The sequence below is a fragment of the Streptomyces sp. NPDC055749 genome (assembly GCF_053617235.1).
Genome location: NZ_JBSHFH010000077.1, coordinates 13,302 through 27,550, shown reverse-complemented (window position 1 = coordinate 27,550; position 14,249 = coordinate 13,302). Strand labels below are relative to the sequence as shown.

Annotated in this window: 14 protein-coding genes; 5 read left to right on the top strand and 9 right to left on the bottom strand. The window is 67.2% G+C overall.

Annotation, left to right across the window (positions count from 1 at the left end):
* Positions 1–44: 44 nt before the first annotated feature.
* The 9 genes from ACWGO0_RS34770 to rpmH form a co-directional block, all read right to left on the bottom strand.
* Positions 45–662, bottom strand: coding sequence for a GNAT family N-acetyltransferase (locus ACWGO0_RS34770; RefSeq protein WP_453544037.1), 618 nt, complete (start codon positions 660–662; stop codon positions 45–47).
* Positions 663–965: 303 nt separating this feature from the next.
* Entirely contained in the window at positions 966–2,066 is a 1,101-nt protein-coding gene (locus tag ACWGO0_RS34765; protein ID WP_453544035.1) for a ParB/RepB/Spo0J family partition protein, read from the bottom strand.
* A complete protein-coding gene (locus ACWGO0_RS34760) occupies positions 2,063–3,139 on the bottom strand; it encodes a ParA family protein (RefSeq protein WP_453544041.1) in 1,077 nt (358 codons plus the stop codon). The genes ACWGO0_RS34765 and ACWGO0_RS34760 overlap by 4 nt, the downstream gene beginning before the upstream one ends.
* Positions 3,140–3,443: 304 nt before the next feature.
* On the bottom strand, positions 3,444–4,160 hold the full coding sequence (rsmG, locus tag ACWGO0_RS34755; protein ID WP_453544033.1) for a 16S rRNA (guanine(527)-N(7))-methyltransferase RsmG: 717 nt from the start codon (positions 4,158–4,160) through the stop codon (positions 3,444–3,446).
* Between the two features lie 109 nt (positions 4,161–4,269).
* Entirely contained in the window at positions 4,270–4,779 is a 510-nt protein-coding gene (locus ACWGO0_RS34750) for a Jag family protein (RefSeq protein ID WP_453544031.1), read from the bottom strand.
* Between the two features lie 14 nt (positions 4,780–4,793).
* Positions 4,794–6,071, bottom strand: coding sequence for a membrane protein insertase YidC (gene yidC, locus ACWGO0_RS34745; RefSeq protein WP_453544029.1), 1,278 nt, complete (start codon positions 6,069–6,071; stop codon positions 4,794–4,796).
* A gap of 3 nt (positions 6,072–6,074) precedes the next feature.
* Entirely contained in the window at positions 6,075–6,434 is a 360-nt protein-coding gene (gene yidD, locus ACWGO0_RS34740) for a membrane protein insertion efficiency factor YidD (RefSeq protein WP_453544027.1), read from the bottom strand.
* Positions 6,431–6,802, bottom strand: a complete 372-nt coding sequence (gene rnpA / locus ACWGO0_RS34735; protein WP_328911246.1) for a ribonuclease P protein component — start codon at positions 6,800–6,802, stop codon at positions 6,431–6,433. Before rnpA ends, yidD begins: the two co-directional genes overlap by 4 nt.
* Positions 6,803–6,821: 19 nt before the next feature.
* Complete coding sequence (gene rpmH, locus ACWGO0_RS34730) at positions 6,822–6,959, bottom strand: 50S ribosomal protein L34 (RefSeq protein ID WP_003967884.1); 138 nt, start codon at positions 6,957–6,959, stop codon at positions 6,822–6,824.
* Between the two features lie 380 nt (positions 6,960–7,339).
* Between rpmH and dnaA the strand changes: the two genes are divergently transcribed.
* The 5 genes from dnaA to ACWGO0_RS34705 all read left to right on the top strand — a co-directional run bounded on the left by dnaA (position 7,340) and on the right by ACWGO0_RS34705 (position 13,943).
* Complete coding sequence (gene dnaA, locus ACWGO0_RS34725; protein WP_453544025.1) at positions 7,340–9,115, top strand: chromosomal replication initiator protein DnaA; 1,776 nt, start codon at positions 7,340–7,342, stop codon at positions 9,113–9,115.
* A gap of 875 nt (positions 9,116–9,990) precedes the next feature.
* Positions 9,991–11,121 carry a DNA polymerase III subunit beta gene (gene dnaN / locus ACWGO0_RS34720; protein WP_383789515.1) on the top strand — a complete coding sequence of 377 codons (1,131 nt, stop codon included), beginning with the start codon at positions 9,991–9,993 and terminating at the stop codon, positions 11,119–11,121.
* 131 nt (positions 11,122–11,252) lie between these two features.
* Positions 11,253–12,131 (top strand): phosphogluconate dehydrogenase (NAD(+)-dependent, decarboxylating), encoded by an 879-nt coding sequence (gene gnd / locus ACWGO0_RS34715; protein ID WP_362844775.1) that lies wholly within the window; start codon positions 11,253–11,255, stop codon positions 12,129–12,131.
* 61 nt (positions 12,132–12,192) lie between these two features.
* Positions 12,193–13,323, top strand: a complete 1,131-nt coding sequence (recF, locus tag ACWGO0_RS34710) for a DNA replication/repair protein RecF (RefSeq protein ID WP_453544022.1) — start codon at positions 12,193–12,195, stop codon at positions 13,321–13,323.
* On the top strand, positions 13,320–13,943 hold the full coding sequence (locus tag ACWGO0_RS34705) for a DUF721 domain-containing protein (protein WP_453544020.1): 624 nt from the start codon (positions 13,320–13,322) through the stop codon (positions 13,941–13,943). Before recF ends, ACWGO0_RS34705 begins: the two co-directional genes overlap by 4 nt.
* Positions 13,944–14,249 lie beyond the last annotated feature (306 nt).

Below are 14,249 nucleotides of genomic sequence, written 5' to 3'. Positions count from 1 at the left end.
CAGCCCCTCGGGGGTGGGCCCGTTTCCGTTTGTCTGCCATCTGATCAGAGAGGCCGCAGCACGGGCTCCTTCTGAACAGCGCCCAGCAATCTGTCCAAGGCCAGTTCGACGTCTTCCTTCCAGGACAGCGTCGTTCGCAGCTCCAGACGCAGACGTGGGTACTTGGGATGCGGTCGTACGGTCTTGAAGCCGACCGCCAGCAAGTGGTCCGCCGGCAGCACGCAGGCCGGCTCCTTCCACCGTGCGTCCCCGAACGCCTCGATCGCCTTGAACCCACGCCGCAGCAGATCCTTCGCGACCGTCTGCACCAGCACACGTCCCAGCCCCTGGCCTTGATAACCGGGCAGGATGAAGGCGGTCATCAGCTGCACGGCATCGGGCGACACAGGGCTCGTGGGGAACGCGGTCGCACGTGGCACATAGGCAGGCGGTGCGTAGAGAACGAACCCGGCCGGCACGTCGTCCACGTAGACGACTCGGCCACAGGAGCCCCACTCCAGCAGAACAGCGGAGATCCAGGCTTCCTTCTCCAGTTCGGGCCTGCCCGCCTTTACCGCAGCTTCCCCGCTGACCGGGTCAAGCTCCCAGAAGACACACGAGCGGCAGCGTCTGGGGAGATCCGGAAGGTTGTCCAAGGTGAGCGGTACGAGCCGACGCCCCATGAAGGCGGTTCCTCACTTCCTTCGCCCGCCGCATCCCGTGCGGCTGCCAGCGCACTCCGTTCACGAAACAAACTGCCGAGGAAACCCCCGACGGCTCCCAAGCCCAAACCGACTGTCATCAGCCGGCCGCGGCTCACTGTTCGCATACCCCCGACCTCCTCCGAGGTTCCATCAAGGTGGGTGCGCCATACCAGAACGCATCGTATCCACCCAGACGTGCCACGGAAACCGGGAGAACACAAAGGGCGGGCCGTGTTCAGGCAATCGCCTGGACCCAGCCCGCCCTCAGTTCTGTCGGGGAGGTCAGCCCTCGTCGCCCTCAGCAGGCTCTTCGGAAAGCCCCCGCTCGAGCACACGCCCCTCACCCGGCGCAAGGCTGCCGAGAATGCGGTCCAGATCCTCCATCGAGGCGAACTCGACGACGATCTTGCCCTTCTTCTGACCGAGGTCGACCTTCACCCTGGTCTCGAAGCGGTCCGAGAGCCGGGATGCGAGATCACTCAGAGCCGGGGAGAGCCGACCGCCCGCCCGAGGCCCCTTCGGCTTGACGGAGCTCGTAGGAGTGGACCCCATGAGAGTCACGATCTCCTCCACCGCCCGCACCGACAGCCCTTCGGCCACGATGCGGTGAGCAAGCCGGTCCTGCTCCTCGGAGTCGTCCACCGACAGCAGCGCCCGCGCGTGGCCGGCAGACAGCACTCCCGCCGCGACCCTGCGCTGCACCGGCGGCGAGAGCCGCAGAAGACGCAGCGTGTTCGACACCTGCGGACGGGACCGGCCGATCCGGTCCGCCAGCTGGTCGTGCGTGCACTTGAAGTCCTTCAGCAGCTGGTCGTACGCCGCCGCCTCTTCCAAGGGGTTCAGCTGAGCACGGTGCAGGTTCTCCAGGAGGGCGTCGAGAAGCAGCTTCTCGTCGTCGGTCGCCCGCACGATGGCGGGGATCCGCTCCAGACCGGCCTCACGGCAGGCCCGCCAGCGCCGCTCACCCATGATGAGCTCGTAGCGGTCCTCCGCCACCTTGCGCACAACGACGGGCTGGAGGAGACCCACCTCCTTGATCGAGGTGACCAGCTCGGCGAGAGCGTCCTCGTCGAACACCTCACGCGGCTGCTTGGGGTTGGGCGTGATCGATCCCAGAAGAACCTCGGCGAAGTACGCTCCGGCCGCATCCCTCGTCTCAGCGGCTGCCTCCGGCTCCGCGAAAGGAGCACTGGGCTCCGGCACCACCGGGGCGGCAGGCAGCGTGGTCACCTTCGCCGCGGCCACACCACGCTCGGCGGTCAGCACCGGAATCGAACCCGGCGAAGCCGACCCCGCTCCGGAAGGCCCGACCTGCCGCTCCTGAGGCGCGGCCGGGATCAGCGCACCGAGCCCACGTCCCAGCCCTCTACGACGCTCACTCACTGGATGCCCTCCGAAACGCTCTGCTGGCTGTTCTGACTGCCCGTCTGGGCATGCTGGGCCTCGTAGTGCACCCCTACACCCCTCAAGGCGATCTCACGGGCCGCCTCGAGGTACGACAAGGAACCGCTGGACCCCGGGTCATAGGTCAGCACCGTCTGCCCGTAGCTCGGCGCCTCGGAGATACGCACCGACCGCGGAATGCTCGTCCGCAGCACCTCCTTGCCGAAGTGGGTGCGCACCTCCTCAGCGACCTGGGAAGCCAGCCGGGTCCTGCCGTCGTACATCGTGAGCAGGATCGTCGACACATGCAGATCCGGGTTGAGATGACCCCGCACCAGGTCGACGTTCCGCAGCAACTGCCCCAGACCCTCCAGCGCGTAGTACTCGCACTGGATGGGGATCAGCACCTCGGCTCCGGCAACGAGCGCGTTGACCGTCAGCAGACCGAGCGAGGGCGGGCAGTCGATGAGGATGTAGTCGAGCGGCTGCTCGTACGCCTGGATCGCCCGCTGCAGTCGGCTCTCCCGTGCCACCAGTGACACCAGCTCGATCTCCGCACCGGCGAGATCGATGGTGGCAGGCGCACAGAAGAGACCTTCGATGTCCGGGACGGGCTGAACCACTTCGGAAAGCGGCCTGCTGTCTACGAGGACGTCATAGATGGAGGGGACTTCGGCATGGTGGTCGATCCCCAGAGCCGTTGAGGCGTTCCCCTGCGGGTCGAGGTCCACCACCAGGACGCGGGCGCCGTGAAGCGCCAGCGAAGCGGCAAGGTTGACCGTCGAGGTCGTCTTGCCCACCCCGCCCTTCTGGTTGGCCACCACCATGACGCGCGTCTGGTCAGGGCGGGGCAGCCCCTCGCCGGCGCGGCCGAGGGCCTCGACCGCCAGCTGGGCCGCACGACCGATGGGTGTGTCGTCCATCGGAGGCGGTGTTTCACGTGAAACACCCTCCCCCGCAGACTCGGTTCGGGGACCGGGGACCGGATCGGTCATCGGTCCCGCGATGTTGGCGTCGGACCGCAAGGATTCACTCTCCTCGACTTCAGGCTCGCAATGCACAGAGCCTGCCATGCTTTCGGGGTCGTGAACCAGCGAGGCCCGCTCTTCTGTGGATGAATCCACTTCTGTGGACAACTCGGCAACCCGTACGAGCTTGCGGTCGCGCGGCGCGGCAGCCGCACGACCGCGGCTGATGATTCCCTGCAGCAGAGAGCGACGTTTCACGTGAAACACGATGCCCGCGAAGCGCCGTCAGCCCTCTACGACACTCCGCACCGGGTACGTATGGCTGCTTGTATGGAGCATCACTGACAGAAGGTACGAACTGTATGTAACAGTCCGAAACGGTCAGTGACAGTCAGGGGTGAATCGGGGTTCAGCGGCGGCGGCGCGTGCGGCTGACCCTCGCTGCCTTGGCCCTCTTTGCGGCGAACCTCACACCGCCCGGGCTCTCCCCGACCACCACACGCACCACGGTGGTCGTCGGATCGACCACGCCCTCGCCGACGTGGAGCACCTCGGTCTCCACCACACCGAGCTTGCTCAGAGCCGCGCGAGCCCCGTTGATCTCCTCCTCGGCGGCGTCACCCTTGAGCGCCAGCATCTCCCCGTACGGACGCAGCAGCGGAACACCCCATCCCGCGAGGCGGTCCAGCGGAGCCACGGCGCGGGCCGTCACGACGTGAACCGGCTGCAGGCTGCCGAGAACCTCTTCGGCCCTGCCGCGCACGACCGTCACATGATCCAGCCCCAGGAGCTCGACGACTTCCTGGAGGAAGTTGGTCCGTCGCAGCAACGGTTCCAGCAGGGTGATCTTCAGATCCGGCCGCACCAGGGCCAGCGGGATACCGGGAAGACCCGCTCCGGAGCCCACATCGCACACCGTGACACCCTCCGGCACCACCTCGGAGAGCACCGCGCAGTTCAACAGGTGGCGCTCCCACAGCCGCGGCACTTCGCGGGGGCCGATCAGCCCTCGCTTGACCCCCGCGTCCGCAAGCAGTTCCGCGTACCGGACAGCCTCCGGGAAGAGCTCACCGAAAACCGCCCGTGCCTCCTCAGGCGCCTGGGGGAGCTCTGCTGCCTCCGTCACGGGGACCGTCCTTCCGTACCGCACTAGCGCACTGTGGGTGGCTGACTATCAGGCTGACAAAGATCGGCCCCGCCTGCGAACAGACGGGGCCGACAGTACAAGGATCCGGTCAGGCCGGGAGAACGACGACGAAGCGCTGCGGCTCCTCGCCCTCGGACTCGCTGCGCAGACCTGCTGCCGCGACCGCGTCGTGCACGACCTTGCGCTCGAACGGCGTCATGGGGTCCAGCTTCACCGGCTCACCGGAGCTCTTGACCTCATCCGCGGCCTTGGCACCCAGCTCGGCAAGAACCTCACGCTTCTTGGCCCGGAAACCGCCGATATCCAGCATCAGACGGCTGCGGTCACCGGTCTCCCGGTGAACGGCAAGACGCGTCAGCTCCTGGAGCGCCTCCAGCACCTCACCGTCGCGGCCCACCAGCTTCTGCAGATCACGTGCCGACTCGCTGATGATCGAGACCGCCGCCCGGTCCGCCTCGACATCCATGTCGATGTCGCCGTCGAGGTCGGCGATGTCGAGCAGGCCCTCGAGGTAATCAGCCGCGATCTCACCCTCCTGCTCAAGGCGGGACAGGGTGTCGCTGCCCTCAGCAGCCACGGTCACGGTGCCTTCCGTCACGGATGGACTCCTTCTTACTTCTTGGACGGGTGCTTGGGCCGCTGCGGGCCCTTGCGCTGTCCGGATTTGGCTTGGCGTGAGGAGCCGGAAGCGGGCTTGCCCGCCGGCTTCGGCTTGTCGTCCTGCGCTGCGTCCTGCGGAGCGTCCTGCTTCTCCAGCGAGGTCTTGGCTTCCGGCTCGGTGGCATCGGATTCCTTGGCCCCGGCGGGCTGAGCAGCAGCCGTGTGACGCTTCGCCTTGGTCTGGCGCTTGGGCTGCTGGCGCTTCGGCGCAGGTGCGCCCTCCGCCTCGGCGATCGCCGCGTCGCTCTTCGCCACGGTGCCGTCCTCCTGAGCCGCGAGACCCAGCTTGGACAGACCGGTGATGAACTTGCGCTCGATGTCGTTACGGTCCGAGCCCTTGGAAACGATCGCCTTGACGGTGTTGCGGCGCGTCCGGCCCCGTACCTGTCCATGAGAGGTGACGCTCTTCAGCACACGCCCCAGGTACTGCTCCTGCGCCTTGCTGCCCGGCGTCGGGTTCTGGTTGATCACGTACATCTGCTGACCCATGGTCCAGACGTTGGTGGTCAGCCAGTACACGAGGACACCGACGGGGAAGTTGATGCCCATCACGGCGAAGATGATCGGGAAGATGTACATCAGCATCTTCTGCTGCTGCATGTACGGGGTCTTCACCGTCAGGTCGACGTTCTTCGTCATCAGCTGGCGCTGGGTGAAGAACTGCGAGGCCGACATCATCACGATCATGATCGCGGTGACGACACGGACGTCGGTGAGAGAGGCGCCCAGCGCCTGGACCTTCTCCTCGGTGTCCATGAACTTCGCGGCCAGCGGAGCGCCGAAGATGTGCGCCTGACGCGCGCTGTCGAGCAGCGGCTGATCGATGACGCCGATCGTCTTGCCCGAGGCGATGGACGAGAGCACGTGATACAGGGCGAAGAAGAACGGAGACTGCGCCAGGATGGGAAGGCACGAGGAGAGCGGGTTGGTACCCGTCTCCTTGTACAGCTTCATCATCTCTTCGGACTGACGCTGCTTGTCGCTCTTGTAGCGCTCCTGGATCGCCTTCATCTTCGGCTGGAGCACCTGCATGTTCCGGGTGGACTTGATCTGCTTAACAAAAAGCGGGATCAGACAAATCCGGATCAGGATCACGAGGGACACGATGGACAGGCCCCAGGCCCATCCCGTGTCATCACCGAAGAGCGCACCGTAGACCTTGTGGAACTGGACGATGACCCAGGAAACGGGTGTGGTGATAAAGCTGAACAGACTGGCAATCGTGTCCACTAATCAGGCTCCTTGAGCATTGGGCGAGGTCTCTGTGGCCGGGCTCAGGGGTTCGGAGACCGATCCCCTGGGAGGCACATCGGCGGCGGAGTCCCCGCCCTTGCCACCGCGCAAAGTGCTGCGCAGCAGTTCGTGCCAACGCGGACGTTTGCGTGGTGGAACATGGTCCACGCCGCCGGGTGACCACGGATTGCATCGAAGGATGCGCCATGCGGTCAGCGCCGTTCCCTTGATCGCACCGTGCCGGTCGATCGCCGTATATCCATAGTGGGAACACGACGGGTAGTAGCGGCAGACAGGCCCGAGAAGTGGGCTGATCGTCCACTGGTACAGCTTGATGAGAGCCAGCAGCGGGTACTTCATCGCGCGCCCCCTCCCAGGAGCCGCTGCAGGGCGGCATCCAGGTCTCGGGCCAGCTGTGCATGGTCGGCGTCGCCCGATCCGGGCAGCGCTCGTACGACAACAAGGCTACCGGGGGGCAGCTGAGCCAGCCGTTCGCGGACCAGATGGCGAAGCCTTCGCTTCACCGCAGTGCGTACGACCGCTCCACCCACAGCTTTGCTGACAACGAAACCCGCACGCGGCGGGGGAGCACTCTCCCCAGTCACGTGCGGGTCCGTTGAACCGCTGCTCAGATGGACGACAAGTAGCGGGCGACCAGCCCGGCGTCCTCGTCGTACCGCGGTCGCGAAGTCCTCGCGCCGCCTCAGCCGATTCTCGGTAGGCAGCACGTCATGGACCTGTTAGCGATCAGGCGGACAGGCTGCTGCGGCCCTTGCCACGGCGGTTCGCGAGAATCGCACGGCCGGCACGGGTACGCATACGCAGGCGGAAACCGTGGGTCTTGGCGCGACGACGGTTGTTCGGCTGGAAGGTGCGCTTGCTCACTCGGGGGCTCCAGAAATGATCGTGTATTGGCGGGACATCGCCTGGCTGTCACCGTGCGCCCACGAGGAACTCGCGTAAACGCCTTAGTGCACCGCTTCACAATCACAGATCGTGATCTTTGCCCATCGGAGGCAGGCGGCAGCAGCCATCGACAACTCGACCTGGTCACGGTACGCGCGGCTGCGCCATCCGGTCAAACCGGCCCTGCGCAACCCCCCGCTGTGCACAGCCTGTGGACAACAACTTGAACCGTGCGGGTCGGCCTGACTACCGTGGCTGAACTCCGGTTCTTTTCCTTCCCGACTGCCGGGCCTCACCCGACCCGACCCATCCCGTCCCGAGAACCACACATTCGTGGGACCTGCGAGAGAGCGTGCCCCGTGGCTGACGTACCTGCCGATCTTGCCGCAGTGTGGCCACGCGTGCTGGAGCAACTGCTCGGGGAGGGGCAGCAGGGCATCGAGCCGAAGGACAAGCAGTGGATCGAGCGCTGCCAGCCCCTGGCACTCGTCGCCGACACCGCACTGCTCGCCGTCCCCAACGAATGGGGCAAGCGCGTCCTGGAGGGCCGGCTCGCGCCGCTCATCAGCGAGACGCTCACCCGTGAGTGCGGCCGTCCGATCCGTATCGCGATCACCGTCGACGACTCGGCGGGCGAACCGCCGTCCCCGCCGGCACCCCCGATGCATCAGTCGCACCAAGGCCAGCAGTCCCATCGCTACCAGGGACCGCAGCGCGACGAGCCCCAGCACGAGGATTCCTACGACGGCTACGGCCGCCGGCCCTCGGACGACGGCATGCCGACCGCCCGGCCGGCCTACCCGGACTACCAGCAGCAGCGCCCCGAGCCCGGCGCCTGGCCGCGCACCCAGGAGGACCTCTCCTGGCAGCAGCCCAGGCACGGCGGCTACCAGGACCGCGATCCGTACGCGAACCCGCGCCCCCAGCAGCCGCAGCACGACTACCGCCCGCAGCCGCCGGAGCGCCAGGGCTACGAGCAGCAGCGCCACGACATGCAGGAGCAGCCGCAGCACCGCCAGAACGGCCCCGGCACCGGACGCGGCGGCGGCGGTCCCGGCACGATGGGCGGACAGTCGTCTCCCGCGCCGCGCCCCGGCGAGCCGCAGGCCCGGCTGAACCCGAAGTACCTCTTCGACACCTTCGTCATCGGCGCGTCGAACCGGTTCGCGCACGCCGCGGCCGTCGCCGTCGCCGAGGCCCCCGCGAAGGCGTACAACCCGCTCTTCATCTATGGGGAGTCGGGGCTCGGCAAGACCCACCTGCTGCACGCCATCGGGCACTACGCGCGGAGCCTCTATCCGGGGACCCGGGTGCGGTACGTGAGCTCGGAGGAGTTCACCAACGAGTTCATCAACTCGATCCGCGACGGCAAGGGCGACACCTTCCGCAAGCGCTACCGCGACGTGGACATCCTGCTGGTCGACGACATCCAGTTCCTGGCGAGCAAGGAGTCGACGCAGGAGGAGTTCTTCCACACCTTCAATACGCTCCACAACGCGAACAAGCAGATCGTGCTGTCCTCGGACCGGCCGCCCAAGCAGCTGGTGACCCTGGAGGACCGTTTGCGCAACCGGTTCGAGTGGGGCCTGACCACCGATGTGCAGCCGCCCGAGCTGGAGACGAGGATCGCGATCCTCCGTAAGAAGGCGGTCCAGGAGCAGCTCAACGCCCCGCCCGAGGTGCTGGAGTTCATCGCCTCCCGCATCTCGCGGAACATCCGTGAGCTGGAGGGCGCCCTGATCCGGGTGACGGCCTTCGCCAGCCTCAACCGGCAGCCCGTCGACCTGGGGCTGACGGAGGGCGTGCTGAAGGACCTGATCCCGGGCGGTGAGGACGCGGCACCCGAGATCACCGCGCCGGCCATCATGGCGGCGACCGCCGACTACTTCGGTCTGACGGTCGAGGACCTCTGCGGATCGTCGCGCAGCCGCGTGCTGGTGACGGCCCGCCAGATCGCCATGTATCTGTGCCGTGAGCTGACGGACCTCTCCCTGCCGAAGATCGGCGCCCAGTTCGGCGGCCGTGACCATACGACGGTGATGCACGCGGACCGGAAGATCCGCGCGCTGATGGCGGAGCGGCGCTCCATCTACAACCAGGTCACGGAGCTCACCAACCGCATCAAGAACAGCTGACAGGCTGCCGGATCGGCTCCCGTACGACGAAGGGCGCCCCCTCGAGGACCGTAAAACGTCCTCCCAGGGGGCGCCCTTCGTCGTGCCGACCCGCTCCTCCGCGCCCCCGGTGTTCGAATACGGCAGCCCAGAGGGCACTTCTCCACAGATTCACGGGGAATCCGCCGTCCACAGCCTGGGGAATACAAAGTTGTCCATAATGCGTCCACAGGGCCGACTGCCGATACTCCATCAGACCAGGTCAGGTGCCTGGGGATTTGTGGTCAACGATGATCCACAGGCTGTGGACAAGTTTTTCGTCCACAGGGGGCCGTTGGGGTTGTCCACCGACGGCCCACAGGCTGGATGATGTTGTCCCCAGCTTCTCCACACCCCTGTCCACTGTTCGGCAACGCAACACACGCTCTCACCGCCCGGAGTGAAAGGCGTCACACCAAGGGGGTCGGTTGGGCTGTGGGGAACGTGGGTAAAGCTGGGGACAGCCCTGGGGAGAAGTGACCGGCTCCTGTGCATCGGGTGTGCAGAACTTTCGCGTGTCCACAGAAGCCCTTAGTTGTCCACCGGTGCCGCCCACAGGGTCGGTGGACAAAAAACCGGGCCTGACCTGCGAAAACGACGTTATCCACGGTTTCCACAGGCCCTACTACTACTGCCACACATAGTTAGCCAGGAATCCGCTTCGAAGTGGGGGCTGTGCACAACTTCGGCCCGGCCCGCTCCGGACCTCTTGTCGCGACTTGACCCCGAGCAGCAACGAGTGTCGGTGCCGTACGTCAGACTGGACCCCGGCGTCCTCCTCAGCCTCACGGCAGGAAGACCCCGACCAGACGACGAAGGCCAGCAGGGCGAGCGAGCAACAGCAGGAGGCGGTTCCGGTGAAGATCCGGGTGGAGCGCGATGTACTCGCGGAGGCTGTGGCCTGGGTGGCCCGTAGCCTCCCGGCCCGTCCGCCGGCGCCCGTTCTCGCGGGCCTTCTTCTGAAGGCTGAGGACGGAGCCCTCAGCTTCTCGAGCTTCGACTACGAGGTCTCGGCCAGGGTCTCGGTCGACGCCGAGGTCGACGAGGACGGCACGGTGCTCGTCTCCGGCCGGCTGCTCGCCGACATCTGCCGAGCGCTGCCGAACAGGCCGGTCGAGATTTCCACAGACGGTGTACGGGCGACCGTGGTCTGCGGCTCCTCGCGATTCACACTCCACACCCTGCCTGTGGAGGAGTACCCGGCACTGCCGGAGATGCCGACGGCGACCGGCACCGTTCCCGGTGAGGTCTTCGCATCTGCCGCCGCCCAGGTGGCCATCGCCGCGGGCCGTGACGACACGCTGCCCGTCCTCACCGGTGTACGGATCGAGATCGAGGGCGACACGGTCACCCTCGCCTCCACCGACCGCTACCGCTTCGCGGTCCGTGAGTTCCTCTGGAAGCCGGAGAACCCGGATGCCTCGGCGGTCGCCCTGGTGCCCGCCAAGACGCTCCTGGACACCGCCAAGGCGCTCACGAGCGGTGACACGGTCACCCTCGCGCTGTCCGGCTCCGGTGCCGGTGAAGGGCTGATCGGCTTCGAGGGCGCGGGACGACGCACGACCACGCGTCTGCTCGAAGGCGACCTGCCGAAGTACCGGACGCTGTTCCCCACCGAGTTCAACTCGGTCGCGGTCATCGAGACCGCCCCGTTCGTCGAGGCCGTCAAGCGTGTGGCTCTCGTCGCCGAGCGGAACACCCCGGTGCGGCTCAGCTTCGAGCAGGGTGTGCTCATCCTGGAAGCGGGTTCCAGCGACGACGCACAGGCTGTGGAGCGCGTCGACGCGGTGCTCGACGGTGACGACATCTCGATCGCCTTCAACCCGACGTTCCTGCTGGACGGGCTCAGCGCGATCGACTCCCCGGTCGCCCAGCTCTCTTTCACGACGTCCACCAAGCCCGCCCTGCTGAGCGGCCGGCCGGCCGTCGACGCCGAGGCGAACGACGCGTACAAGTACCTGATCATGCCGGTCCGCCTCTCCGGCTGATCCGGCGATCGCACCTGTCACGGCAGCATCCGGCGGGCACGCTCAGCGCTGAGCAGGCCCGCCGCGCTGTCCCCGGCCGGGCGTAGGCTCGGTCCTGGGTACGAATCGGCACAACGCTTAAGGAATCTCTGATGGAGCTCGGTCTCGTCGGCCTCGGCAAGATGGGCGGCAACATGCGCGAGCGCATCCGCCGCGCAGGCCACACCGTCATCGGTTACGACCGCAACCCGGACGTCTCCGATGTCCAGAGCCTCGAAGAGCTCGTGGGCAAGCTGAAGGGCCCGCGGGTCGTCTGGGTGATGGTCCCGGCGGGTGCCGCGACCCAGTCCACCGTCGACGAGCTGGCGGCCCTGCTGTCGCCCGGCGACATCGTCGTGGACGGCGGCAACTCCCGCTGGACGGACGACGAGAAGCACGCGGTCGAGCTGGGCATCAAGGGCATCGGTTTCGTCGACTGCGGAGTCTCCGGCGGCGTCTGGGGCCTGGAGAACGGCTACGCGCTGATGTACGGCGGCGACGCCGAGAACGTCGCGAAGGTCCAGCCGATCTTCGACGCCCTCAAGCCCGAGGGCGACTTCGGCTCGGTGCACGCGGGCAAGGTCGGCGCCGGCCACTTCGCGAAGATGGTTCACAACGGCATCGAGTACGCCATGATGCAGGCGTACGCCGAGGGCTGGGAGCTCCTGGAGAAGGTCGACTCCGTCACTGACGTGCGTGAGGTCTTCCGCTCCTGGCAGGAGGGGACGGTCATCCGTTCCTGGCTGCTCGACCTGGCGGTCAACGCGCTGGACGACGACGAGCACCTCGACAAGCTCCGTGGCTTCGCCGCCGACTCCGGCGAGGGCCGCTGGACGGTGGAGGCGGCCATCGACAACGCGGTGCCGCTGCCCGCGATCACCGCCTCGCTCTTCGCGCGGTTCGCCTCGCGCCAGGACGACTCCCCGCAGATGAAGATGATCGCCGCGCTGCGCAACCAGTTCGGCGGCCACGCGGTCGAGAACAAGAAGTAGCCCGAGAGCAAGCAAGATCGGGCAGACCAGCACGGAGCAGGAAATCGGGAGGTCGGCGCACATGCACGTCACGCATCTCTCGCTGGCCGACTTCCGCTCGTACGCCCGGGTCGAGGTTCCTCTCGATCCGGGCGTCACTGCGTTCGTGGGAGCCAACGGCCAGGGCAAGACCAATCTGGTCGAGGCCATCGGCTATCTCTCGACGCTCGGCAGCCATCGTGTCTCGTCCGATGCGCCGCTGGTGCGGATGGGTGCGGAACGGGCCGTCATCCGGGCCGCCGTCACACAGGGCGAGCGTTCGCAGCTGATCGAGCTCGAGCTCAATCCGGGGCGTGCCAACCGCGCCAGAATCAATAGATCTTCGCAGGTCAGGCCGCGTGACGTGCTGGGCATCGTACGGACTGTGCTGTTCGCTCCGGAGGATCTGGCCCTGGTGAAGGGCGACCCCGGGGAGCGCCGTCGCTTCCTCGACGAGCTGGTCACGGCGCGTTCGCCGCGGATGGCGGGGGTCCGCTCCGATTACGAGCGGGTGCTGAAGCAGCGCAACACCCTGCTGAAGTCCGCCGCGATGGCGCGCAGGCACGGTGGCCGTTCCATGGACCTGTCGACTCTGGACGTCTGGGACCAGCATCTGGGCCGGGTGGGTGCCGAGCTGCTGGCGCAGCGGCTGGATCTCATAGCGACGCTGGAGCCCCTCGCGGACAAGGCGTACGGGGATGTCGCGCCGGGCGGCGGCCCCGTGACCCTGGAGTACCGGAGCTCGATCGGTGCCGGGGTGGAGCCCGCGCGGACGCGCGATGAGCTGTACGAGCAGGTGATCGCCGCGCTCGCGGAGGTCCGCAAGCAGGAGATCGAGCGGGGTGTGACGCTGGTCGGTCCGCACCGGGACGATCTGCTGCTCGGACTGCGCGGAATGCCGGCGAAGGGGTACGCGAGTCATGGCGAGTCCTGGTCGTACGCGCTGGCGCTGCGCCTGGCCTCGTACGAGCTGCTGCGTTCCGAGGGCAACGAGCCGGTGCTGATTCTGGACGACGTCTTCGCGGAGCTGGACGCCCGGCGCCGGGAGCGGCTCGCGGAGCTGGTGGCCGGGGGCGAGCAGGTGCTGGTGACGGCCGCGGTGGACGACGACGTCCCGGGAGTGCTCGCGGGTACGCGGTACGGGGTGTCCGCGGGCGGGGTGGAGCGGGTATGAGCGGTCGGAGAGGGACGTCCGGGGCTTCTGTCCCCGGTGCGCGTGGTGGTTCCGAGGCCTCGCTGGATTCCGTGGGTGAGCCGGATGCGCGTGACCTGGTGGCGAAGCAGCCGGAGGTCTCGGGGGTCGATCTGGCGCGGGTGGCCCTGCGGGCGGCGAAGGAGCAGGCGCGTGCGCGTGGTGCTGCGGCGCAGCAGAAGAAGCAGGCCAGGCGGGGTGGCGGTCTGCGTTCGGGGGCGCGGTCCGACGGCCGTGATCCGTTGCCGCTGGGTTCGGCGATCAACCGGCTGATCACCGAGCGCGGCTGGGAGACGCCCGCTGCGGTGGGCGGTGTGATGGGGCGGTGGCCGCAGATCGTGGGCGACGATCTGGCGAATCACTGTGTGCCGTTGCGGTACGACGAGGCTCCGGCCGAGCGGGTGCTGACCGTGCAGTGCGATTCGACGGCGTGGGCGACGCAGTTGCGACTGCTCGCTCCGCAGCTGGTGGCACGGCTGAACACGGATCTCGGGCAGGGAACGGTGAGGCTGATCAAGGTGCTGGGGCCGACAGGTCCGCAGCGCCGCTTCGGTCCGCTGCGGGCACCTGGGAGCACGGGTCCCGGCGATACGTACGGCTGAGCTGGGGTTTTCCCGTTCCGCGGTGGTGGTGCCCCGGCCTGTGCCGGGGCTTTTCATTTGGTCGACCCCTTGATGGGTCTCCGCTCGCGGCACTGCCCGCTGCTACTGGTTTGTGGCGATATCTGGCGAGATGCGGCGGCCGGCCGGTGCGCGGTGTCCCTCACCGTAGCGGGAGGTTGACAGGCCGAAGCGCTCAATGCCCGTGTGAGCCTCTTTGGCCCCCTTCCCGAATATGGGGAGTCGGCAGGCTCTGGTTCAGGGCGGCACATGCGGACTCAGGTACCGGCAAACCCCCATTCATGTCGG

Excerpts from the sequence above, each read along its gene's own strand:
- ACWGO0_RS34770 (WP_453544037.1), bottom strand. The coding sequence starts at position 662 with ATGGGGCGTCGGCTCGTACCGCTCACCTTGGACAACCTTCCGGATCTC.
- ACWGO0_RS34760 (WP_453544041.1), bottom strand. The coding sequence starts at position 3,139 with ATGGCAGGCTCTGTGCATTGCGAGCCTGAAGTCGAGGAGAGTGAATCC.
- yidD (WP_453544027.1), bottom strand. The coding sequence starts at position 6,434 with ATGAAGTACCCGCTGCTGGCTCTCATCAAGCTGTACCAGTGGACGATC.
- gnd (WP_362844775.1), top strand. The coding sequence starts at position 11,253 with ATGGAGCTCGGTCTCGTCGGCCTCGGCAAGATGGGCGGCAACATGCGC.
- recF (WP_453544022.1), top strand. The coding sequence starts at position 12,193 with ATGCACGTCACGCATCTCTCGCTGGCCGACTTCCGCTCGTACGCCCGG.
- ACWGO0_RS34705 (WP_453544020.1), top strand. The coding sequence starts at position 13,320 with ATGAGCGGTCGGAGAGGGACGTCCGGGGCTTCTGTCCCCGGTGCGCGT.